This window comes from Sporosarcina siberiensis (assembly GCF_042681925.1).
GTDB lineage: Bacteria > Bacillota > Bacilli > Bacillales_A > Planococcaceae > Sporosarcina > Sporosarcina siberiensis.
Genome location: NZ_JBHUGI010000002.1, coordinates 130,765 through 154,993, shown reverse-complemented (window position 1 = coordinate 154,993; position 24,229 = coordinate 130,765). Strand labels below are relative to the sequence as shown.

Sequence of the window (24,229 nt, the reverse complement as noted above, 5' to 3'; positions counted from 1 at the left end):
TGGATTGTTTTTATAAGTTTTGCTAGTAATTAGCGCTAAGTTTGGTACCATTCATATTGTACACAAACAGTTTAGTGTGATTAATGACAAAGGAGAGAGCCGATATGAAAAGCACAAAGGATAGCTGGAATGCAGACTTATATGACGCAAAACATTCTTTCGTTTCAAATTACGGAAACGATATCATTGAATTATTAACTCCAAAAGAAGACGAGAAAATTCTCGACCTTGGTTGTGGGACTGGGGATTTAGCCAACAGAATATCTGTTGAAGGAGCAAATGTTGTAGGTGTAGATCAATCAAAAAACATGGTCGGACAAGCATTAAGTAAATATCCAGAAATACAATTCACTGTTGGAGACGCCACAAGTTTAGATTATAAAGATGAATTTGATGCAGTTTTCTCCAACGCTACACTGCATTGGATAAAACAACCTGAAAAAGCACTAGGTTCTATTTATAAAAGTTTGAAAACAAATGGTAGATTTGTAGCGGAATTTGGTGGTAAAAGTAATGTACAAATGATAACAGATGAAATAATTCTACAATTTACAGAAGCAGGATTAGAGTTTAAACCGGAAAACTTTCCATGGTATTTTCCAAGTATAGGTGAGTATGCTACCTTAATGGAAAAGGCGGGCTTTAGAGTTACATTTGCACAACACTTTGACCGCTTGACTCCGCTTGACGGTGAAAACGGAATGAAGAATTGGATTGAAATGTTCGGAAGCCAAATTTTTGAAGGTCTTACTAAAGAATTAATCGACTCCATCGTATCGCGAGTAGAGACTAACTTAAAAAACACTCTCTATAAGGATGGCATTTGGTTGGCAGATTACAAAAGAATTCGCGTAATCGGTTTGAAAGAATAATGGATGCTCTTTGACCGAAATTTAATCGCGAAGCATATGAAGATTTCCTTCATATGCTTCGCATTCTTATTTAACGATTCAACTGTATAAATAAGTCTTCAATCCCTCACTTATAATGTCCGCCAATTAACTTTGCTCGTTCTACCGCTGTTCCAGCTTTAGTATAAGAAACTGCACGTAAAACCGCTGTAGAACCGTACTTACTTCTAAGCGAATCCATAGCTGTTCCCAGCTTTCTGTTACGCCATTTATGCTCATCAAACAGACTGAGCTGCATAGAATGCTCTTCTTCTAAATTTGTAAGACTCACCGACAGGCGACGAACGGGACGTCCGTCATGAAATTTGTCGAATAACTGAGTAGATGTCTTGTAGATCTCCATTGTGTCATTCGTTGCTTCACCTATAGATTGGGACCGACCAAAACCTCCACCGAGCGCATGCTTTGAATACGCAACAGACAAATGAATTGTGCGACCCGCTCTGTCTGCCTCCCTGGCTCTCCTTGCAACGTCTTCACACATTTCAAGTATAACTGTAAGAACATCTTTTCGTGTTGTGTAATCACTGTGTAAAACTTGCCCCTTACCGTAACTTACCTGCCCTTCAATTAGGGGTGCTCCCATATCAGACAAATCGATGCCGTGCGCGTGGTAATATAACTGATTCCCCATAATCCCAAACTTTTTTTCAAGGCTTACAAGGGAGGTTTGTGCAAGATCTCCTACTGAGAATACTCCCATATTATTGAGCGTCTTTTCCGTACGACTGCCTATCCCCCACATTCGGCTTAGCGGAGCGATTGGCCATAGTTTCTCGGGTACAGACTCATATGTCCAATGTGCAATGCCAGTCTTTTTCGCTTCAATATCCAGTGCTAACTTAGACAGCAACATATTCGGACCGATTCCACATGCTGAACGTAGTTGAAACTGATTCGTAAGATCATCTTGTATCTGTTTCACAGTTTCTATTAAGGGGCCCCAAAGCCTTTCAGTTCCACCAAGATCAATGAAGCTTTCATCGATGCTGTATACATGAATGGCTTCTTTCGGAACGTAACGATTCAAAAGGCGAGCAATTTCCATCGACACTTTTATATAAAACGCCATCTTCGGTTCTATCAAATGAATGGTTGGATCATCCGGTATCTCAAAAAGACGCATACCGGTTTGTATCCCAAATTCTTTTTTTAAACGTGGCGATGCGGCAAGAACGATTCCTCCTTTTCGTTTTTTATCCCCGATAATTGCAATCGGTGTATCCATAATATCAAGCCCTTCATCCGCAGCTGCACAACTCGCATAAAAACTTCGCATGTCTAGACATACCATTTGTCGAACCGGTAAATGCTCGTACATCAACATCCCTCCTGAAGGAGAACGTGTGTTCCTTTCTAGTATAGCATATTTAGCCACTTTTATTCAATTGGAAATTATACCCCGTAAGTATCCAGATATATGGAAACCGAAAAGTTTCGTTTCCCAAAGGACTTGTATTCCCAACATACAAGTTTATAATTTATTATAAAGATTCTAAAATATAATAAAGCGTGGAGGTTCTATGCGTCCTTATAATGAAAGAGTGAGTATCTCACACGGAATGGCATCCACCATTGCGTTAAATTTCTCGAATAATTTTTTTCCTATCTTTGCAATTACCATTCTAGGCGCGACAAACTATCAAGTCGGATTAATCAGCTCGCTTCCTCCACTTATGGCGCTACTTATGACAATTCCAGCTGCAATCCTGTTAAACAGAGCCTATGCACAAAAGAAACTTGTCGCATTGTCAGTCTTACTCGCACGTTTACTGTTTCTTCTAATTATTACGCTCGTTTACTTGCCTACTGGACCTTTTCGGGCTTGGGCATTTCTCGTAGTTATTGCTTTGATGAGCATGCCAAATACAGTTGCAAATATTGGATGGCAAACACTTATTAGTGGGTTAATTCCTGATTCAAGGCGAGGCGCATTTTTTAGTGATCGAAATCGACTATTGACAATGGTTGGTCTCGCATCGACTTTATTCATTGGAATAGTAATGAGGAATTCATCTGAAAACGTTTTTGCTTATCAACTGTTATTTGGAGCGGCATTTTGCTTTGGTTTGGTGGAAGTATTCTTATTGATGAAACACCAAGAAGACGAAACGGTAAAAACCGATGAGCTAAAAAAGAAAAAAATGATGGATTGGTCTATTTTTAAAAACTCTCGTTATGTATGGTTTTTAGTTGGAGCACTCTTCTTTAATTTCACTTGGCAAATGGCGTGGGGGATTTTCAATATTTATCATGTACGGGTTCTTGGAGCAACAATTTTTTGGATTAGTATGTTTTCGGTTGGGAGTATGTTAATGCAAATCATCGGTTTCCCTCTCTGGAAGAAATGGGCAGAACGTAAATCGAATGTACTCGTATTTGTGTGGGCGGCACTCGGTATGGCAACGACACCTTTTTTAACAGTACTCTCAACGAACTTATATTACATAACAATTGTGCAAGCAACTTCGGGGTTTTTCTTAGCAGGAGTCGTATTGCTGCTGTTCAACCTATTACTTGAACAGTCTCCTGAAACTTCACGCACATATTGCATTACTACCTATAATGTCTTATTGGCAATAGTAGCCTTCATCGCACCGCAAATTGGTATTTGGATGCTTGAATCATTCGGAGTGGAAACAGCAATGTATATCAATTCAAGTCTACGCTTTTCCAGTGCAGCACTCTTTTTTGTTGTTTATCTAAAATACGCACGCTACTCTAAAGTTTTAAGTATATGAAAAAACAAAAAGTCTTGACTTAAACGAATGCTGAATCTTCGTTTGAGCCAAGACTTTTTTGTTTCGAGATGTATTTTCTAATCTATTAAGAACTTACTTTTTCTTCGATATTCTCCCCAACAAAAAGGCAGCTGCCGAAAGACCAATAATCGTGTTTGTTTTCTTATTGAACACTTGTTTAACAACAAGATTTAAGTTTTGCGGTCTCTCAGCAAGACGGCGCATGAAGTATCCGTACCAGTCGTCACCAAATGGAACGTATGTACAGAAATTGTACCCTTCTTTTGCTAAACTCAGCTGCATATCTGTTCTAAAACCGTACAACATTTGAAATTCAAACTTATCATTTGAAATGTTGTTTACTTTTACAAATTCTTTGACATGATTAATAACCACGTGATCATGAGTTGCAATAGATGTGAATTTACCGTTTAACAGATGCCATTCGATAAGTTCAATATAGTTCTTATCAATGTCTTTCTTGTTTTGATAAGCGTATTCTTCGGACTCTTTATACGCCCCTTTAACAATACGTAATCGGTAGTTTTTATATTTCTGGATGTCCTCTTCCGCTCTAAAGAAATATGCTTGGATTACAGTACCGATATTCGAATATTCTTCAGAAAGTGTTTCTAAAAGATCGAATGAAGCTTGTAAACGGTCATAATCCTCCATATCGAAGTTAATGAAAATATCATAACTGCTTGCCTTAGCTACGATTTCTCTCAAGTTTTCTAAACAGAAATCATAGTCAATATCCAGTCCTAATTGAGATGGTTTTAAGGATATATGCGCATCCACTTCATGTGTATGAATTGCTTCAACTACATCTAGAATCTGTTCTTTAGCTTTAGTTGCTTCCACTTTTTCAAAAACAAATTCACCTAAATTATCGACCGTACAAGAAATTCCATGTGCATTCAATTCTTTAATGCTTTGAATTGTTTCTTCTACATTAGTACCAGCGACAACATTTTGTGCACCCAGTTTTAAACCATACTTTTTAGCTGCACTATTTAGGATTTGGTTTTGAGATAACCCTATAAATAAATCTTTTAATAAAGCCATGCTTACTACCTCACAATCATTTTATAATGTTACCAACTAATTTTAAACCTTCCAGCATAGAAAAGCTAATTTTGCACCGGGTTAAGATTTTTAAGTAAAAATCCGCCATTCATCTTGTTCGGCTCGTAGGAAATGATGAATGCCTTTGGAGACAGTGAGATAACAAGATCTCTTAACTTCTTCTCATAATTTCTCTTAGCTAATATTTTAATTACCAGTCTTTGACCATCTTTTCCGTCAGCTACCCAGGATGTGACACCGTATCCTTGCTCCCGAATCTTCATCGGTATTTCAATTTCCAATGAATCTACGACTACATCAAAAACGATATATCCTAGCGCTAAACGCGCTTCGATTTTACTTCCAAGAAAGACTCCCATCCCCCAACCTAAACAATATGCCGCTATATTGACAGGATTATCCAAGTTATCCAAGACAATTGTCAATCCCATGAGATAGACAAACACTTCGGCCATCGATAGAAAGGAAGCGACTACACGATATCCTTTAATCACAAGGATTACACGTAATGTGAATAATGAAACATAAATAATGTTTATAATAATAATCGTTAGAAGCACTGGGAACACGGGGCTAATTCACTCGATTCTTTTTATGTTTTTTTAAATAAAATCTCTCGGTATTTCCTTTTTCCACACTTTGTTGAATACTTCTTTATCACCTTCATATGCAATCAGATGATTTGTGAGATAAAACTGATTTTCATCAGCTGTCATGATGCTGACACTTTCCAGACTCGTTTGCCATTCTCCACGACCCAATGTCAATGTCCAATCACATTGTACTGTTGCAGACAATGGATTACCTTCTTCAATTGTATAGATATTACGGTTTGTACTGCCGTACTCTACTCCATTAGAAGGCAGCATTCTCGCACCTTCATCAGAAAAGTCATCCAGTGTCCATACATTTGTAATTGTATTATGCCTGATTTCCCTTGTTCGGTTCGCTTCACGTAATATCTCTCTTTCCATTACAGCAGCTGTTTCAGGATGCTGGAACGGTTTTAATTCTTGATCAATTGCTTTCTCTTCTCGGATTGGTAACGAAAGGAACGTTTTTTCATTTGTAAAAACTGTCAATGTAACAGGTACAGGAGACGGCCATGCATGTGGCCAGTATGTTGGCGAAACCGCCAATTGCCAACAATGTCCCGCGGGCAAAGTATGACCAATCGCATTCATTTGTACAGTTACCGTATATTTTTCACCAGGTTCCAAATGCTCGGGATGCTCATGACTATTGCGGTGTGTTAGATTCAGCACTCCCCATGTGACACGAGTTGAAGAACCGTCTGGCGCAACATCATTAAGACGTACTGCAATTAATGCATTTTTTTGGTCTGATGCAACTTCAACCGTGAATTCAGGAAAACCAAGGATTGCTACGGACTCATCTACAGGTTCAGAAGTGAAAACTACAGACAAACCATTTTCAATGCGCTGATCTGAAGGAAGATCCCCAGGTTGTCCAAATGGACAAAACACACCCGAATAAAGACCATGTTCTTGAATACTCGAAACGATAATCGCCTCTTCTGAAACCGGTTCTTCATTTAATTGATGGTTGCTCAAATAATATTGTTTTTGTGTATTTACTTTAGGAGGCCACTCATTTTCAGCAACCCAATGACCTGGACGTATTGCATAATCTGTTTTAGGGGGGACGCTGTCATTTACCCAAGCACGAAGCATTGGTTCTTCCATAATGCCTGTATCAATGTCTTTTAACCAGTGATCCCACCAACGTAGGCATTCTTGTAAAAATCCAATTTGTGGACCTGGAACGGCCACTTCTGGATATTCGTGTGCCCAAGGCCCAATCAATCCCTTACGCGGACCCTTTAAACCCTCAAGTAGTCGAGGAACTGCATTTGTATAACCATCAGCCCAACCGCCTACCGCATAGACAGGAATATCAACATCATCATAATTTTCTGCAACAGAACCGTGTTTCCAATATTCGTCTCGACGTTGGTGATTTACCCATTCCTCAACGTATGGTGGTGTATCTAAACGCTCCAACCAGCTCTTTCTCCAAGCATCTCCGACAATTTCAGGATCTGCTGGTCGTCCGTTGTATGCAAACATTGTGGAACCCCACCACAGCATATCAGAAGCAAGAAGTGCTCCGCCTTTATAATGAACGTCATCTGCATAACGGTCGTCCGTAGACATAAGTGTGATAATCGCTTTAAGTTCCGGATGGCGACGTGCTGCAATTTGTAGCCCGTTAAAACCGCCCCATGATTTTCCAATCATACCAATTCCACCGGTAAACCACGGTTGCTTGGCAATCCAAGATAATACTTCAAGACCATCATCGTGCTCCAACTTTAAATATTCATCCATCAAAATACCGTCTGAATCACCGCATCCACGCATGTCTACACGAATACTTGCATAGCCGTGACCCGCAAAATAAGGATGACGAATCGAGTCTCTGAGTGCAGTGAAATCATTTTTACGATATGGAAGATATTCTAAAATAGCTGGTACTGGATTTTCTTCTGCATCTACTGGCAGCCAAATACGAGCAGAGAGTCTAGTCCCATCGGACATCGGAATCCAAACATGTTCAATTTCTTGAACCTCTCTTGGAAACTTTGTTTTAATTGATCTGTTTGATTCACGCACATTGAAAACCATATAATTACCTCCATTAATAGTTATTTAGTTATTGAAATTCAACAAAACTTATATCTATTTTATTGTTTCGGGAAATCTTGTTTTAACCATCTAAAGAACGAAATGATTAACAATATATAGATGATGAAAATCGGTACGGAAACAATAACGGCTGAAGTTTGAATTACCCGTAACCCTCCTACGAATAGTAGAGTAATGGAAAGAGTTGCCAAAATCGCACCCCATACCATACGATGCCATCTTGCTGGTTCCTGTCCTTCTTTCAATTCCTTTGTAGCGATTGCAGCGAGAATATAGGTCGCAGAATCGAGCGAAGTAGACAAAAAGATAATTGCCAGAAAAACAAAGAATGGTAATACAATATAGCTTAGTGGCAACGTTTTTAATATTTCTGCAATCGTTGCAGGACCGCCGCTTTCATTTAAGATATCTTTTACGGGTAGAATATCATTCAATTGCAAATTCATCGTATATCCACCGAACACTGCAAAATAAATCCAACCACCAATTGAGCCCCACAACAACATATGCGTAATTAATTCGCGTAGTGTTCGTCCTTTTGAAATCCGCGCTACAAACAATCCCATAAACGGAGCCGTAGCTGCAAACCAAGCCCAGTAAAAAACAGTCCAAGCTTGTGGAAATCCACCCTTACCAATTGGATCTGTATAAAAACTCATATAAGCGAAGTTTTGAATCATCAAACCAAAGCTATTGGAGAAGTACGTCAATATAAACAATGTCGGTCCTGCAATTAAGATGAAAATTGCCAAAGCTAATGCAAGAAAGACGTTCATATCACTTAGTCGCTTAATTCCTTTATGAAGTCCCATATATGCACTTCCGGAATAAATAATTGTAATACTAATAACAATTATCGCATCGAGCATCAAGGATTGCTGTAAACCGAAAATGCTTCCTACAACAGCGGAAACCATCGGAACACCTAACCCAAGTGACGTACCAAGACCTCCGACCAAACTCCATATAACTAACACATCAATTAATTTAGCTAACCATCCATCGGCATATTTACCAAGTGCGCCACTGAGTGCAGTACTTAATTTTAACGAAGGACGCTTCCTTACAAAGAACGAGTAAGCAATGACAACTGTTGGAAAGGCATAAAGTGACCAGGCTGATATTCCCCAATGAAATAGACCATATGTTAATGCCCACTCTGCTGCTTCGTTACTATCAGCCTCAATCCCAAAAGGCGGACCCATGAAATAAAAAATAGGTTCTAACATTGACCAATACATAATACTTGTACCCATGCCTGCAGTGAATAACATCGTGCCCCAACTAAATGTGGAAAATTCAGGTTTACCTTCTCCCAATTTAATTTTTCCATAGCGGCTAAAAGCAATCCACAGAAGTATTACAAACAGTGCAATCGTTAAAAACTGAAACGCCCAATCCATTTGATAAGTAATTGCTGTCATTATCTTATCTAAGTAGGGCTCTGCGGTGGCCTGATTTAAAACCAACAAGACAGTTGCAGCAACTACTACGACTATGGACGCCCAAAATACAAATTTATCAATTCGAACTTTTTCCATTATACCCCTCCTTTTGATAATACTTTTGGAATAGAAACATGTAAAACACATATGTATTTATTCCCTAATTAACACCTTTAATAACCCCATAAAGACTATCCTGAAAAGAATCTACGCGGTTGCGCTATTTTATAATCAGTGTTAGTTTAGTAATCATGATTACTAATTATATTGATAATACTAACACATTAAAAAATGTAGAACAATCTAAAGTTAATAATTTTTATCGAATTATAAGTTTTCTAAATTGAAGGAGTGTTTTCATTGACCAATAAAAAAATTCAAAAGAGTCGTATGTGGAAATATTTTATAGATGCTACAGTCGGAATTATAAATGAAGAAGGCATAAAAAATGTAACCATACGAAAAGTTGCTGATCGTGCGGGCTATAATAGTGCTACAATTTATAATTACTTTTCCGAATTATCTCATCTCGTCTTTTTCGCATCTATGAAGCTTTTAAAAGGATATACCGAAGATGTCGCTAAATGTATGGACAAAGGGAAAACTCCTTTAGATAAATACATTCTTGCGTGGGAATGCTTCTGCAAGCACTCTCTCCAAAAACCCGATATTTTCCACGCGGTTTTCATAATGGACCTAGGCGATCAACCAGACGAACTTATTAAAAGATATTACGAAGTTTATCCCGCGGAACTAATTAACATACCTGAAGATTTGAAACCTATTTTAATCGAACGGAATATGACCAAACGAGGTAAATCTATTTTGCAATCCGCGGCCAATGAAGGACAAATTAATGAAAACCAAATCGATGATCTGAATGAAATCACAATTTTAATATGGCAAGGCATGCTCACAAATATTTTAAACAACCGTTTGGACTATCAATTGGAAGAAGCAGAACTTCTTATCATGCGGTATATAAAACAGTTTGTAGATAGTGCAAAAACAACAAATAATTCTGTACACTAATAAAACTCCGTCAGCCTATTTTTTAGGCGACGGAGTTTTATTAGTGAGTGTATTTTCTTTTATATACTTTTCCCTCCACGTTTTCAGTTCTTTTTCATTTAATACCGCTTCTACTGTTTCATCCCAGTGTCCCAACATTGTATTCCAAACCCGCACATAGAAAACATCTTCCACTTCATTGTATAATCGCAATTCAATACAAGGCACAAGGTCACGCTGTATTTGGGATACTGTTATAATTTCGGTGATAACTACTTGACTATTTTCTTCAGTTGCTTCTGCACCCCTTAATCTCAGTGCGTTCAGTAAAACATCCTCTTTAATCGAAACGACATTCCAATCAGCGAATTCTTTACTATATCGATATATTTTTTCTTCAATATAAGTAGCGCTATTGTTGTTTTCCTTTAAAAAAGACTCATGACATGGACTATATACCATTTTTTTAGAATCCTTTTCCGGTTCATGTGAAAAAATACCCGATTCAAGTTGTTGTATTCCTTCATTTGTCAGCATGAAAAAGTCTTTCTTTTTTTCAATTAGATGGGCACTTTGCATTTTTGAAACCAGATCTTCAATGAATAGCGGTTCAACGAGAAGTATTGCACCAATCTCTTCAATAGAAGCTATTTGCTCTTTTTTGAATGTAATCAGCATCATTTTCATAAGAATATCCATTTTTGTCCGCATCACAGTTTTGTATTCAGCCATTACTGTATGAACAGGCAAGCTCCATGAAAGAGTGTCCATGATTTTCACATTGATATCTTGAAGTAATTCCTGTGTAAGATTTCTTTTTAAATCTTCCATTTTTCACACTTCCCCACTTACATACGTATATTTCCTTTCGAATCTCTGAAGCCATTCTCGCTTTTAATATGCTCGAGTAATCTTCCATACATTTTTTTAGAATGAGCATCTTTGACTCGCAAAGTGAACATTTCTGAACTTCCTACGATTATAAGCAGCTCCCGCGCGCGTGATAAAGCGACATTGAGTCTTCTATAATCTTTCGCAAATCCAATATCCCCCCCCTTATCCCTATGGTTACGCACAAAACTTAAAATAATAACATCCATTTCCATTCCTTGAAATTTGTCCACTGAGCCGGTTCTACAATGCAGATGCTCGGGCATCAATTCCTGATCTATTAATCGATTTATCCGTTTTACTTGTTCTCCGTAAAAGCTAATTACACCTATGCTTTTTTTAGCGTTTGGCTTCATGAGGCCATCAACTTTAAGTTTGCCACTAGCCTCATTTAAGTCCAACAGAAGTTCTTTAATCATAATTAATTCAGATTGATTGAACCGACTTGTACCACCTTTTACTTTATCCTCAAAATAGTTTGGTTCATTTGGCATGTCAAACCAAAGAACATGATTTTTTCTATTCACAAAACGTGATGAGAGTAAGTGATCCCTCGAAACATTTGAATCCGCTAAGCCGCACTTTAAGCTATAATTGGCTTCCTCATAGAAAGGTGTTATCGTCTGCATAATGCTTTCATGCATTCTGTATTGAATCCCGAGCATCGTTTTATTTTGCTTTGGCAGTGTTCTGAAAAGACGTTCGAAAAGAGATTCTTTTAGCAGCTTATTCAACTCGTTTTTCTCTTCAGGACTGTCAATTTCCACAAGAAACTCTTCAAGTGTTTCTTGTCCAACTAACGGGGGTAATTGGTGATGATCTCCGACTAGAATAATCTTTTTTCCTTTTAACATCGGAAGAAGCAATTCTGGTGGTGTTGCTTTTGATACTTCGTCGATAATGACTACATCAAAGGTAGGATACTCTTCCATGAAATCACGTCTTGCGGAAGCCACACAAGTTGTACCGATTACGTTCGCGTGTCGCACATACATTTTGCGTATTTCATCTAAATCATATGCATTTGCTTCCATAAGCAAATCCAACCATTCTTGTTGCAATGATTGCATCGCTGGGAATCTTTTTTTCTCCATTTGCATTTTTTCAATGGAATTCAATTGTTTATAATAACGAGCCGACACTTCTTCACGAAGCTCTTCAGGGTTCTCTTCTAACAAATCAGCCAAAACCGTTCTAGTTTCTTCCAGTTCAAGCATTTCTAACTGTATTCCCTTCAGCTTTTCGTTCACATTTTGGATTTTCAAAGTGTTGTCTGCTAGTAGGACAAGTACTTGTTCGTTTTCCAACTTTTTCTTTTGTACATGAAGTGAGTGTTCTTCAAGAGCTTTCTTAGCAGTTACATAATTAGAATGCATTTCCTCTTTTCGAGCCAACTCTTCGATTGCAGACGCAATTGTCGTCATTTCTTTAACATAACCAACTGCGGAAGCTTTTTGTTTAAGAGTACTGAGTTCAAGTTCATGGCCTTCTATAACGATTTGATGCTCGTTTACATCTGTTTTCATTTTAAATATAGAGTGTTCTAGAAATGCTGTAACTTCATTTTTAATCATTGTGTACATATGTTTTGAATTCTCGACATTTCCAATTTTACTTTGTGAATAGTTTAGTTTCTGTGTTAATACCTCAAGAGCTATACTTAGTTTTTCAAGATATTCATATTTTTCAGGGGAATAATTTCTCGACTCAAGAAATTGTTTCACGGAATCATCAATTAAAAAACCTCCAACCCGATCAATAAGCACGTGGATTTCTTTCACAGTACTCGGTTTGGAATTCCCTTTGTTTCTAACTGGTTGTTTGATGAAACCATTCTTTTTTAATACAATACCAATTTTCGCTATAGCAATCTCAAGTCGATTTATTAAGGTTTTCCAGTCCGCATATGTATCCTGTACTCCTGTAGATTTTAGAACACTTATCAATTCATTAAGAGTGGTTATTTTTCGTGTCAATTCAAAAGGAAGAATTATTTCAGCGGTATTCAAACTTCTTTCTAATTTATTCAGTTTAGTGATCAACTGAATTTCTGCAACTAGTTCTTGCATCCGCTTCATTTTCATTTGCTCTAATTCAACATCTTTTTTAAGTTTTTCGAGCGAAGCTTCTTCATGTTTAATCAGCTCTATTGTTTCAGAGTGGCTTATATACTTTTTTAAAAGAACTAGTTCTTTCTCTAATGTTTCCATTTTCATGATTTTCTCTGAACTTATGTTTTCGGCTTGCAAAAGTTTCTCTATTTTAGTGATTTCAGAGCATAATTCATTTGTGTTTATGCTCAATTTTGTATGAATGTTTACTAACTCTTCTTGTTCTCTTTGCGTAAATACTAAGTTTTCATTGCATTTTTGAATTTTATCGGAGTATGCTTGATATTCATTTTTTGTGATATCTATTTCTCTTATTTTTTCGTCAAGAGTGGCTAGTTCTGTTTCTAAAACAAGCAATTGCTCTTTACTTTCATTCAGATTAATATTCAGCTGGTGTTCTTTTTTTAAATGATTCCCAAGTTGATTTTTCACAGCATCTATTGTTTGACTCTTCCAATTTAAAGCAACATTTTCCTCGATAAATTTCTTTCCTTCTTCTTCAATACTTTCCGTTCGACCGTACCGCAAGATCCGTATGTCTTGATGGGATAGTAATCTACCTAGAGCGTTGTCTACAGCTAAGTTTGCCTGAGAAGCTACAAGAGTGCGTAGTCCAGCTTTAACATTTTGATGGCATATTTCAGAAATAACTGTTGTTTTACCAGTACCCGGAGGACCCTGAATCACATACAAATCATTCGATGTCATAGCGCCTGTGACTGCTTCCTTTTGGAAAGTGTTTAATTCATTATGGAAAACAAGATCTTTTTTAGGTTTAGAAATCCGTACAGTTGGTCGTTCCTCGAAAAGTATTCTCTCTAAATTCGCGTTAGCTGCAAGACCATCTTCTAAATCTTTGAATCCTTTCCTAAGTCTTCTTACTTGGCTAAGCTCAGCGAAATTACTAAAGACAATTTCTTTAAATGCTTTTGGCTGCCATTCATTTCGTCTAAGAAGATCCTGGTATTTACGACTCAGTTCAATCTCTATAGTTTGCTTCGACTTTTTCACATTTGTCACGTTTCCAATGTCGTGCGAAGACCCTTGCATCTTTGCACTAAATCCTCGAATCGTTTTCCAATCATTGGTTTTCAAGTTCTTGCAAACAATCGTCAACTTACTGAAATCATCATTATAACGAACGTTCGAAAACGCTGTTGTAATATCGTCAACATCAGCGTTCTTTTCTTGAATACGCAAATATCCTTCCCAACTCGCAATTCGTTTCTTTACATATTCAGAACGATCTTCAGCGATTGGTAATTCACGAAGACTTGTGTACAAGTCCATCGGCATTGTTACACTAGAATTCCTCCCTAAGTGAAACTTTAGCTTTGCGAAGAGCCGACGGTTTGTGCGAACCGTTTCTCTTTTTCCTCTTACATGAAAGCCCGTTGCCAGAAAACCTTCGTTTTTATAAATACATTCCATAACAGCTACTTTGTCTTCTATTCGTTTCGATAAAACATCATTTGATTGATTGTCAAAGAAGATTCTAAAGGACATATTGCCGTTTCGATTTTCAGGACGTTTTTCTATGTATACATTAAAACCATTTTGGATCGCAAAAAATGAATGCTCATCTCGAGCAATTTTCATCATTCCTTTACGAGCAGTATCCGTTACACTTAGGCTGCATGGCATTATTTTATTTGTAGATACTTCGTGATTCATTCATAATCCCACTTTCTACAACCTTACTTGAAAAAATGGGCAGCCAATGAGCACAACTTCCCATTATAATAGTTAAAAGCCAGCATCTCATTTCAGATGACTGACTTCTGATTTTATATTCTATAGTTATAGTGTACTCTTCGAATCGCATTATGCAAAGTCAATTGAAATATTAGTTAACGTGAAATTTGAATGTTATTAAAACTGTCATTTCCATCTTCCTTTTGACTGAATGGGTAAAGAGATGAAAAAAACACTTCCTTCGTTTACGACGCTTTCGACACTGATTGATCCCTTATGACTAATAACAATTTCATTTACAATTGCCAAACCTAATCCAGTGCCTCTTTCTTTCTCTTCGTTTAGAGGTACTAATTCTTTATAAAACCTGCCGAAAATTAAAGGTATACTCTTCTTACTTATTCCACTGCCATTATCCCTGACTTCAATAACGACCCTGTTTTCAAATTCCAACAACTCAGCATGAATGGAAATTTTTCCATTCTTCTTAGAGGTGTGATTCACGGCATTCCGTACTAAATTGGAAAAGACTTGATCCATACGTTCAATATCAATTAAACAAGAGTAGCGTTTAAACATTTTCGTATCTTTTGGTCGTTCGGAAAACCTTTTAGATTGTAAAACATCGACTTCAAACTTATCGTATATTTGTTCCAGCCATCTGTCCAAATTCAATTTCTCCAAATTCAGACTCGTTTGACCTGCTTCAAGCTTGGATAAATCAAATAAATCATCAATTAAGCGATTCAGCACATTAATTTTATCATATACAAAATTGCGGAAATGGGAATCGTCAGACAGTACTAAACCACCATGAAGTGCTTGCATATAGCTGTGAATTAATGTGACAGGTGTTCCCAACTCATGTGCGATATTAGCCAATAATTCGCGACGAGATTTCGCCATTATTATTAAATCATCATTCTTGCTCTTCAAGTCATTATTTGCGACTTCCAGTGCCTCAGTTCTATTTTTTACTTTATTCTCTAACTTAAGGTTTACGTTCAATAACTCTTCATTCATGCTTCTGAGTTGAGCTAATGTCTTTACACGAGCTAGAAGTTCTTGCTTATCACAAGGTTTCGATAAATAATCATTTGCACCAATTTCAAAAGATGTAATTTTATCTCGAATTTGACTTTTTGCAGTCAACATTAATATTGGTAGTTCCATCAAAGTATAGGTTTCTCGTAATTGCTGGCACACCTCATACCCCGACATTTTAGGCATCATAATATCAAGGATGAGCAGGTCAATTGTTTGGTCTTCAACGATTCTAAGTACTTGTTCACCATCGGTGGCCGTGATTACTCTATACCCCTCTAAACTAAGTTGATTCACGAGTACTTGTAAATTGATTGGTTCATCATCCACAACTAGTATCGTAATTTCTTTTTGCATAACTTGTAGGCTCGGAGTAAACGGAGCCGGCTCTTCATCAAAATAAGCTTCGCTCGCTATCGCTTCCTCTTGAACATGCAGTTCATCCTTTTGAAACGGTAGAGTAAAACTGAAGGTAGACCCTATTCCAACTTTTGATGCGACTTCAATTTGCCCACCATGTAATTCGACCAAATGCTTTGTAATACTCAGGCCTATACCTGAACCGCTTACACTTCTAGAAATAGAAGGATCGATTTGTTGAAAAGGTTCAAATATTTCTTCTAGCTGATCTGCTGGAATACCAACTCCTGTATCAGAAATGATGATTTTAATTCGATCATTTAATTTTTCAGCAGAAATAACTACTTCCCCATGATCGGAATATTTTATAGCATTTCCAACAATATTATACAATATTTGTTGAAGACGATTGATATCCGCCAATACAGGTGGTAAAGTGTCGTCCACTTTATTGATTAGCTTCACAAATTTGTTGTTTGCCAATGGACTACAAATCGTAAATACCACATCCACAATACGAACAAGATAAACAGACTTCAAATGTATATGTAACGATTTGTGTTTTAAGTTTGAGTAATCCAATATATCATTCACTAGATAGGTCAATCGGTTTCCACTTGCAATAATCATTGACAATTGGTTGCTCATCTCGTTCGATAAGTCTCCTGCAACACCGTCTCGTAGTGATTCAGCTATTCCAATCATTCCATACAATGGTGTCCGTAATTCGTGCGATGTTATCGCCAAAAATTCGTCTTTATGTTCGTCTGCCTTTTCCAAACTCTTTAAAACCAATGCCTGACTCATCTTTGTTTCTCTCTCAGCTGTTTCCTTTTCCAAACGCATAATATTGATTTTATCTGCTAGTGCTAATGATAGTAGTACTACTTCAATTCCAGTTGCGTTTTGCCCAGCAAATTCTGTAAACGCATTAAACGGCAGCACCGTAGCAGTCGCAAGAATGGTAATTAAAATACCTATTAAATAGAAGAACCATCCAATAATAAAAAAACGGGCTTGGCGCGCACCGGCTTTTAAACATATAAATGCAGTAGTTAAAACTGTGATAAATGTGCAAGTGGTGCTTATCACCATAATATTCAATGCGATATGATTAGAAATCAATAAAATGGGAACGATTAGGACATTCAAAGGTATTAAAATATTAAATAAGATTTTAAATTTAGGGAAATATTGATTTGTATCCAGAAAGTTCTTAGCAAACAACAATATGAAAATACAAGTTAAGCTTACGAATATCGGGTTGGCCATAGTATTCCATACAGGTGAATTAGGCCACAAATATTGAAAGCCAAGTCCGTTTTTTTGTAAATTTGCCATTATCGTAAAAGTAATTACGAAAACATAATAGAGATAGCTTTTAATACGTAAACTAAAATAGAGAAACAAATTATACAAAACCATAACTGAAGTCATTCCATAAAATAGCCCTAAAAGAATAAATTCAACTTGAGTCTTCTCAATAAATGATTGCCCACTCCAAATGGTGATTGGCGGATGCAAATCTCCACCTGAATGAACTAGTAAATAGAACCTTTTCGACTGATTATGATCAATCTCCAAGTTGAAAACGAAGTTTCTATGCATGATTTCACGTTGATTAAATGGAAAATCAGATCCTGTATGATAAACTTCGTGCAAACCAGATTCGTCTTCGGAATAAAGGACAATTTTATATATCAGATGATAGGCAACCTCTAATAACCAATCTCTTTGATTGGATTGGTTCTCAACATCAATACGAAGCCATGTTGATGTTTGAGAAAAACCAGGACTTTGTACAACATTTTCAGCAAGAACAAATTGTTCAGAATATTTTTCAGAAACCACGTCTTCAATCGTTAACGGCTTCTTACTGTCGTTAAGCATATACAATGACGGATATAGGTTTTCCTTACTGGAAATCGATCGCAATATTAAAGATTTTCCACCATTGGCCTTCATCTCATTTGGAGCACTCAATAGTATTAAAAAAATTAAAACACAAAAAATAATGGCAGCTCTAAACAAACTTCTATACATAATGAAGTTCACCTCATAACTATTAATTATTTTTTATTAAAATTAAATAAGGATATTTCTTCTATTATATATTAAGTAGATTACTAAAAGTTGATAATTAACGAAATATTTAATTATCAATCGAAACACAGATGATTTCGAAATAATTTTAAGGGGAGCTTTTCGAATTTACTCGAAAAGCTCCCCCTCTAGAAGTATGTGAAATCCAACAAAAGTTTTAATGGTCCATTAGAGTAAGTTCTATATTTCCAACCTCAGAAGTGAGTTTAACAATTGGACCACCTACACCGATGGAACCGTTTTGCATATTCGGCAAACTTTCCATAGTATTACCTATGCTGTTTTTCAAATCTGTTTGCAGTGATGCTGGTACTTCCGCGATTTTAACAGATACATTCCCCACTTGTGTTTCGGCAATTATATCATTTAAAATGGTATTCAATTGCATATTGATATCCCCTACATTTGTTTCAGCATAGATAAAACCTGTCGTTGTATTTAAATGAATATGGCCAACATTCGTTTGTAATTCGAATTTATTTGCTGTAATTGAATCTACATATATTGTAGATACATTCGAATTCACTTTCAGTAGATCATACTGTTTGACAGGAACTTCTACTATAAGTTTAAAATCAAATGGAAGTTTTCCAGATAACCCGAATTTAGATTTCTTTTTCGCATTAATTGTTACACGATTATTTTTCTCTTTTAAAGATAGCTTATACCCTTTTATTTTCTTTTTACTTTCACTTTCCATACGAACAGTTAGTTCATTGCCCTCAATTGGAAGTATATGAATATCACCTAGATTGGCGTTGATGTGAATGTTTGTAATAAAATCAGCAGAAATCGTTTTTATGTAGTCCTTATTGGAGCTATTAAAAGGCAATATCCATACGAATAATAAAATAAGAGCGACGCCAACCAGAAGAGCTATCAAACGAGAGTTGTTGTTGTTCTTCTGCAATGATGTACCCCCTTAACCAATTAGTAGTATTCATAAAGTCTATTCATCACTAGAGGTTAAAATAGATGGACAACATATTCTTATTATTTTTTCAAGAAAAACCGACGACCCACACGTTCAACCAAAGTTGGAGCAATTGCATGCAACTTACTTGTAACTTCTAAATACCATGGCAGGTTCACTTCTCGGACTGGCTTCTCAATCACTCGGACAACCGCATCGACAACTGTATCAATTGTGAGCAAATACTTACCAAGGGACTCACGATATGCGCCCGTATTGTCGGCAAGATTTAAAAACGGTGTATCGATGGGTCCAGGATTTACTGTAGTGACGCGTATGTTAAACGGAGCTACTTCCATACGAAGCGCGTTCGCGTAGCCTATAATTGCGTGTTTCGTCGCCGAGTAAACAGAAGCTTTAGGAGTTGCAACTTTCCCAGCCTGAGATCCAAGGTATACGAATTGACCACTCTTTCGTTCCAACATTTTGGGCAATAGAAGTTTTGTTAAGCGAATTGGTGCCAGTACATTGATATTCATCATGGCATTCATGGTTCCATCCGAAATTTCATGAGCTAATCGAAATGTGCCTATCCCCGCAGAAAATATCACACAATCGGGTGTTTTTATAGTCTTCATTAATATCGTAATATCTTCTTGTTTCGTTAAATCGGCTTGAACAGTGCGTATTCCAAGTGATTCTAGTTCTAGTAGTTTATCTTTTGACCGTCCCGTTGCCCAAACCTCATGGCCTTCTAATTGCAATCGTTTTGCCAGTGCAAATCCTACTCCACTCGTAGCCCCTGTTATTAGAATAGATTTATGCTTTTTCATAATATAAAATTCCATTTTCATTTCGATACTCGCGTGCGTACCCTTCGTCAACAAGAAAGTCCGTTTGCCCAATCGTCTCTGAGAGTGTAAGTCCGAGTTCTTTTTCATATACAGCTGGGAAAAGTTCGGTAGTTAACTCGAAAATTGTTCGTGGTCCATTTTCCAACATAGCGAGAACTTTCATCGATCTTTCTTGTTGTTTTAGAAAACGTTTTTCTATAAGTGCATGGACATTCCTTACTTCTTCCCCATGACCAGAATAAATAATATCTACTGGTAGATCTAACACTCGTTTAAGAGATTCATTGTATTCTAAAAGTGATTGTGGACGCTCTTTTAACGAATCCATAGGTGGTTCAATAAGTGGATTCGATGAAACATTTTGGAGCACAAGATCTCCGCCAATCATTGCACCTTTTCTTTCATTCCAAAATGCGAGATGACTTTGTGCATGTCCTAGTGTTTCAAGAACCGTCCAATTCGGATGCCCTGGTAATGCATCTCCCTCCGCAATAACTCCATCAAGAGGGCGTTCGCCCATTAAAACAGCAGATTTCTTCATTTGCTTAACCCACGAAAGATACTTTTCAGGAACTCCTTGTTCAATCATGCATTGAAGATAAAACGCATCATGATAACGGAGAAATTCCTCATCACGTGTCAGCCAAAAATCATTATATGCATGACCAATAACAACCGCATTGTCAAAAGCATCTATCCAACCTGAGTGATCCGGATGGTGATGTGTAAGTATTACTTGCTCAATGTCTTTCAGTCTATAACCCGCTGCTTTAATTCCATATTTCAGTGCCTCATAAGCTTCAGGCGTTTTTGGTCCTGCATCAACAAGGGATAGTACGTCCCCTTTAACTAGAAAAGCATTTACATCTCCAACTGCGAAAGGAGTCGGAATGACAATTTTATGTATCAATTTAAAATCCCCTTTTTACTAAATGAATGATTGTTCATTCTATTGTACCTTTATAATAAACGGACGTCATCTTTAGTTCCCGTTCTTTAATAATAAATTAAATGACATTATGGTATAATATTAGTATGTTTTCAACTAACTTTATAGTAGGAATAATATAAATAAGGGGGTATTTCCAATGGGTTTATTTGGATTTTTCAAGAGTCAATTTATTGAAGTAATCGAATGGACGGATAGTAGTACAAATACGCTGGTTTATCGTTTCCCTGTTCAAGGGAACGAGATCAAAATGGGTGCAGAATTAACAGTACGAGAATCCCAAGTCGCGATATTCGTTAACGAAGGTGAAATTGCAGATGTGTTTGGACCTGGAAGACATTTATTATGGACTCAAAACATGCCTATACTAACAAAATTGAAATCTTGGAAACACGGATTTAACTCTCCTTTTAAAGCGGAAGTTTATTTTGTGAATACAAAACAGTTCATTAATCAAAAATGGGGTACATCAAATCCTATTATGATGAGAGACTCTGATTTTGGTATTATTCGATTGCGGGGATATGGAATATACTCATACCGTGTATCTGAACCAACCGTTTTCTTAAGAGAACTATTTGGTACAAATGCTTCTTATGATACAAGCAATATAGAAGAACAATTGAAAAAAATGATTTTATCAGGTCTGACCGATTTATTTGCTGAGTCGAAAATTCCTGCACTAGATTTAGCTATGCATTACGACGAGTTAAGTACACTTGGAAAAGAAAAGATGGAAGAGCGATTTAGTAAATTTGGGTTTGCAATTACTTCCCTATATATTGAGAACCTTTCCTTACCCGCTGAAGTTGAGCAAGCGATGGATAAGAGGACTTCTATGGGGGTCATTGGAGATCTTGGCCAATACCAGCAATTCCAAGCTGCTGAAGCATTACGGGAAGCAGCAAGAAACGAAGGCGGAGGTCTTGCAGGTGCTGGAGCCGGACTTGGAGCAGGTGCTGCCCTCGGAGGTATGATGACGAATGCTTTTACTGGGAATAACCAACAAGCAAACACACCAAATCCAACAAATGCTCAATCGGACAAAATAAATTGTCCGCATTGTAATGAACTCATTTTAGCGGATGCAAAGTTTTGTAAAGAATGTGGAAAATCTGTACAAACCAAAAAAGTCCCCTGCATTAATTGCCAGGCAGAAATTAATAAAGATGCGAAATTTTGTGGTGAGTGTGGCACAAAACAAGAAACTGAAAAAACATGTGGAAAATGCGGTCATAAGAATGCTTTACATGCTAAGTTCTGCGGGGATTGCGGAGAGAGTTTGTAATATGTTTACAAAAGAGGTGACCTCGTGACGGAAATAGAAAACAATGAAGACAATGAAACGAGTACTATAGAAGCAACCGAAGTAAATCAATGCTTCTCATGTGGTGGAAATACAATATTCGATCCGAAAACCGGTACATTAAAATGCCCATTTTGTGGAAATGAAAAAGAAATTGAACGAACAACAGCGAATACAATTGAAAATGACTTTTTAAAAGCATTAGAAAAAGAAGACCACGGATGGGATGACGAGAAACGTGTTTTTAAATGTGATAACTGTGGTGCCGAAACTCTTCTCGATAAAGACAAAATTGCTGACTTCTGCTCGTTTTGCGGGTCTTCACATATTTCAATAAGCAAACATCACGCAGGTATTAAACCGGCTCTTGTTGTCCCTTTTCAAATATCAAAAGAGGAAGCTGTTGAAAAGTTCAAAGTATGGATTCGAAAAAGATATTTTGCTCCTACAAAGCTCAAAAAATCCTATCAACTAAGTAAAATAACAGGTACTTACCTTCCCTACTGGACATTTGACTCGCACACGAAATCGACCTTCACTGTGCGAGTTGGAACGTATTACTATGTCATGGAAACTCGTACTGTTCATGAAGATGGAAAAACGAGGCAAGTGACCGAACAAGTACGAAAGACCAGATGGCATATGGAAAATGGCCGCTATAGTGAATTTTTTGATGATGTTTTAGTAAAAGCTTCTAAGAATGTTGCCAGTGGTTTGATAGATAAGATCGAGCCTTTTCATATGAATGGACTTCTGGATTATAAAACGGAATATCTATCCGGTTTTTTAGCTGAAAGGTATTCTATTAATCTGAAAGAAGGTTGGGATGATGCAAAAGCGATCATCGATAACGGAATTTCCAGTGGAATTCAAGCACAAGTATATGGCGATATCGTTCAAATTGTAAGCGTACAGACGGATTATGAGGAAACAACATATAAACATATTTTACTGCCCTTATGGATTTCATCTTTCCTTTATAACAATACTGTCTATCGATTTCTAGTAAATGGACAGACGGGTAAAGTAAGTGGTAAATCACCTATTAGTGCAGTTAAAATATTCTTTTTAATAGTGAGTATTATTGCAGTAATAGGCATAATCTTCTTGTTCTCGGAATTTAACTAATTCAAAATAAGATAAGCCCAATCTCCAACTTTTCTAGTATAGGGAGTGGGCTTTTTTTATAAAAATACTGACTTCTATTTCCAACCCGTTCAGTTCACTGATACAAAAACTCAATTAAACAACCAAAAGATATCTAATTCGCATACGAATTAGATATCTCCGACTTGTCTATACATCATTCTTTTGGTTAAAACTTTGTTTATTGTTTCACACATAAACAAAGGAGACCTAATTAATTAGGCCCCCTTCAAACTTCTTATGCCGCAATCGCACACAAGTGGAGATTTCTTCACACGTTGATTTCCGTTCCAGCCGGACGTGTTCCGGAGGGAGGGCGGTGGACCAACCCATTCGCTTTGCTCCCGTTGGTTGTTTCACCTGTCCCCGGGAAGATTTGAATTTCATTCTTCCTTGATCATCCCAGAGTAGGTTTTAGCCGCGGGCCCGCACGGGGTGGGGTCATGCAGTCGTTACGACAGGACGTCGTGAATTTAGACTGCCTTGCACTCCAATCAACTAGGTGTGTGATACTTCACAATCGCGCCCGATAACGGAACTCCCCCAGTTACTACTTCCAATTTCACTTGTAAAACTTTTTTTAAAGATAATGGAGCTATTACTGAATGGATTCAAAGATTAAATTAATTATCATCACAAGAAACAGTAGTTTTGGAAGTAATGATTTTTCTCTCTACTGTAAGGCTTATACCTGCTTCCTTTTCGAAACACTCAGCCATTTCAAGCTCGTTTGCTTTAAGATTAGAGTTGACTTTAAAGAGCGTAAAAAATGTTATTGATAGTATAAAAGAAATACTTATTAATAACACAGTTATTTTCATTTTGTTTCCACTCAACTTCTACACCTCCCCTAAAACAATCTGGCCCGATTCTTGAATACGTGCTTTATAATAACTACACTCCGTTGCTTGAAGTGCAGGCGTCGACTCCGAGAGGATCAGCGAAAGTCGTTACGAAGAACGGCTTTTGCGAGATAAAGCGTTAGCTTTTT

At 37.1% G+C, this 24,229-nt stretch carries 17 protein-coding genes; 5 read left to right on the top strand and 12 right to left on the bottom strand.

Features of this window, described 5'->3' with window-relative positions:
- Nucleotides 1-104 precede the first annotated feature (104 nt).
- A complete protein-coding gene (locus tag ACFSFY_RS01010; protein ID WP_381535303.1) occupies nucleotides 105-872 on the top strand; it encodes a class I SAM-dependent methyltransferase in 768 nt (255 codons plus the stop codon).
- 106 nt (nucleotides 873-978) lie between these two features.
- Here ACFSFY_RS01010 and ACFSFY_RS01005 read toward each other — a convergent pair whose 3' ends face one another.
- Nucleotides 979-2,232 carry a Y-family DNA polymerase gene (locus ACFSFY_RS01005; RefSeq protein ID WP_381535302.1) on the bottom strand — a complete coding sequence of 418 codons (1,254 nt, stop codon included), beginning with the start codon at nucleotides 2,230-2,232 and terminating at the stop codon, nucleotides 979-981.
- 202 nt (nucleotides 2,233-2,434) lie between these two features.
- Here ACFSFY_RS01005 and ACFSFY_RS01000 point away from each other — a divergent pair, with 202 nt between their 5' ends.
- On the top strand, nucleotides 2,435-3,652 hold the full coding sequence (locus tag ACFSFY_RS01000; RefSeq protein ID WP_381535301.1) for an MFS transporter: 1,218 nt from the start codon (nucleotides 2,435-2,437) through the stop codon (nucleotides 3,650-3,652).
- 93 nt (nucleotides 3,653-3,745) lie between these two features.
- On the opposite strand, the gene ACFSFY_RS00995 is transcribed toward ACFSFY_RS01000, so the two are convergent.
- The 4 genes from ACFSFY_RS00995 to ACFSFY_RS00980 form a co-directional block, all read right to left on the bottom strand.
- Nucleotides 3,746-4,720 carry a proline dehydrogenase family protein gene (locus tag ACFSFY_RS00995; protein ID WP_381535300.1) on the bottom strand — a complete coding sequence of 325 codons (975 nt, stop codon included), beginning with the start codon at nucleotides 4,718-4,720 and terminating at the stop codon, nucleotides 3,746-3,748.
- Nucleotides 4,721-4,785: 65 nt separating this feature from the next.
- Nucleotides 4,786-5,310 (bottom strand): DUF2179 domain-containing protein, encoded by a 525-nt coding sequence (locus ACFSFY_RS00990; RefSeq protein ID WP_381535299.1) that lies wholly within the window; start codon nucleotides 5,308-5,310, stop codon nucleotides 4,786-4,788.
- A gap of 33 nt (nucleotides 5,311-5,343) precedes the next feature.
- Nucleotides 5,344-7,389: a CocE/NonD family hydrolase gene (locus tag ACFSFY_RS00985; RefSeq protein WP_381535298.1), complete on the bottom strand. Its 2,046-nt coding sequence runs from the start codon at nucleotides 7,387-7,389 to the stop codon at nucleotides 5,344-5,346.
- A gap of 59 nt (nucleotides 7,390-7,448) precedes the next feature.
- Nucleotides 7,449-8,951, bottom strand: a complete 1,503-nt coding sequence (locus ACFSFY_RS00980) for a BCCT family transporter (protein WP_381535297.1) — start codon at nucleotides 8,949-8,951, stop codon at nucleotides 7,449-7,451.
- A gap of 255 nt (nucleotides 8,952-9,206) precedes the next feature.
- Here ACFSFY_RS00980 and ACFSFY_RS00975 point away from each other — a divergent pair, with 255 nt between their 5' ends.
- Nucleotides 9,207-9,887, top strand: a complete 681-nt coding sequence (locus ACFSFY_RS00975) for a TetR/AcrR family transcriptional regulator (RefSeq protein WP_381535296.1) — start codon at nucleotides 9,207-9,209, stop codon at nucleotides 9,885-9,887.
- Nucleotides 9,888-9,902: 15 nt separating this feature from the next.
- On the opposite strand, the gene ACFSFY_RS00970 is transcribed toward ACFSFY_RS00975, so the two are convergent.
- The 6 genes from ACFSFY_RS00970 to ACFSFY_RS00945 all read right to left on the bottom strand — a co-directional run bounded on the left by ACFSFY_RS00970 (nucleotide 9,903) and on the right by ACFSFY_RS00945 (nucleotide 20,747).
- Nucleotides 9,903-10,697, bottom strand: coding sequence for a hypothetical protein (locus tag ACFSFY_RS00970; protein ID WP_381535295.1), 795 nt, complete (start codon nucleotides 10,695-10,697; stop codon nucleotides 9,903-9,905).
- A gap of 17 nt (nucleotides 10,698-10,714) precedes the next feature.
- The gene (locus ACFSFY_RS00965; protein WP_381535294.1) at nucleotides 10,715-14,542 is read right to left on the bottom strand and encodes an AAA domain-containing protein; all 3,828 of its coding nucleotides are present in this window, start codon (nucleotides 14,540-14,542) and stop codon (nucleotides 10,715-10,717) included.
- A gap of 207 nt (nucleotides 14,543-14,749) precedes the next feature.
- Nucleotides 14,750-18,010, bottom strand: a complete 3,261-nt coding sequence (locus ACFSFY_RS00960; protein WP_381535293.1) for an ATP-binding protein — start codon at nucleotides 18,008-18,010, stop codon at nucleotides 14,750-14,752.
- Between the two features lie 217 nt (nucleotides 18,011-18,227).
- Entirely contained in the window at nucleotides 18,228-18,980 is a 753-nt protein-coding gene (locus ACFSFY_RS00955; RefSeq protein WP_381535292.1) for a DUF4097 family beta strand repeat-containing protein, read from the bottom strand.
- 83 nt (nucleotides 18,981-19,063) lie between these two features.
- A complete protein-coding gene (locus ACFSFY_RS00950; protein ID WP_381535291.1) occupies nucleotides 19,064-19,816 on the bottom strand; it encodes an SDR family NAD(P)-dependent oxidoreductase in 753 nt (250 codons plus the stop codon).
- The gene (locus ACFSFY_RS00945; protein ID WP_381535290.1) at nucleotides 19,803-20,747 is read right to left on the bottom strand and encodes an MBL fold metallo-hydrolase; all 945 of its coding nucleotides are present in this window, start codon (nucleotides 20,745-20,747) and stop codon (nucleotides 19,803-19,805) included. Before ACFSFY_RS00945 ends, ACFSFY_RS00950 begins: the two co-directional genes overlap by 14 nt.
- 178 nt (nucleotides 20,748-20,925) lie before the next feature.
- On the opposite strand from ACFSFY_RS00945, the gene ACFSFY_RS00940 reads away from it, so the two are divergent.
- Nucleotides 20,926-22,074 (top strand): SPFH domain-containing protein, encoded by a 1,149-nt coding sequence (locus tag ACFSFY_RS00940; protein WP_381535289.1) that lies wholly within the window; start codon nucleotides 20,926-20,928, stop codon nucleotides 22,072-22,074.
- A gap of 24 nt (nucleotides 22,075-22,098) precedes the next feature.
- Nucleotides 22,099-23,220 (top strand): hypothetical protein, encoded by a 1,122-nt coding sequence (locus ACFSFY_RS00935; protein WP_381535288.1) that lies wholly within the window; start codon nucleotides 22,099-22,101, stop codon nucleotides 23,218-23,220.
- Nucleotides 23,221-23,861: 641 nt separating this feature from the next.
- Here ACFSFY_RS00935 and ACFSFY_RS00930 read toward each other — a convergent pair.
- Entirely contained in the window at nucleotides 23,862-24,074 is a 213-nt protein-coding gene (locus tag ACFSFY_RS00930) for a hypothetical protein (RefSeq protein WP_381535287.1), read from the bottom strand.
- Nucleotides 24,075-24,229 lie beyond the last annotated feature (155 nt).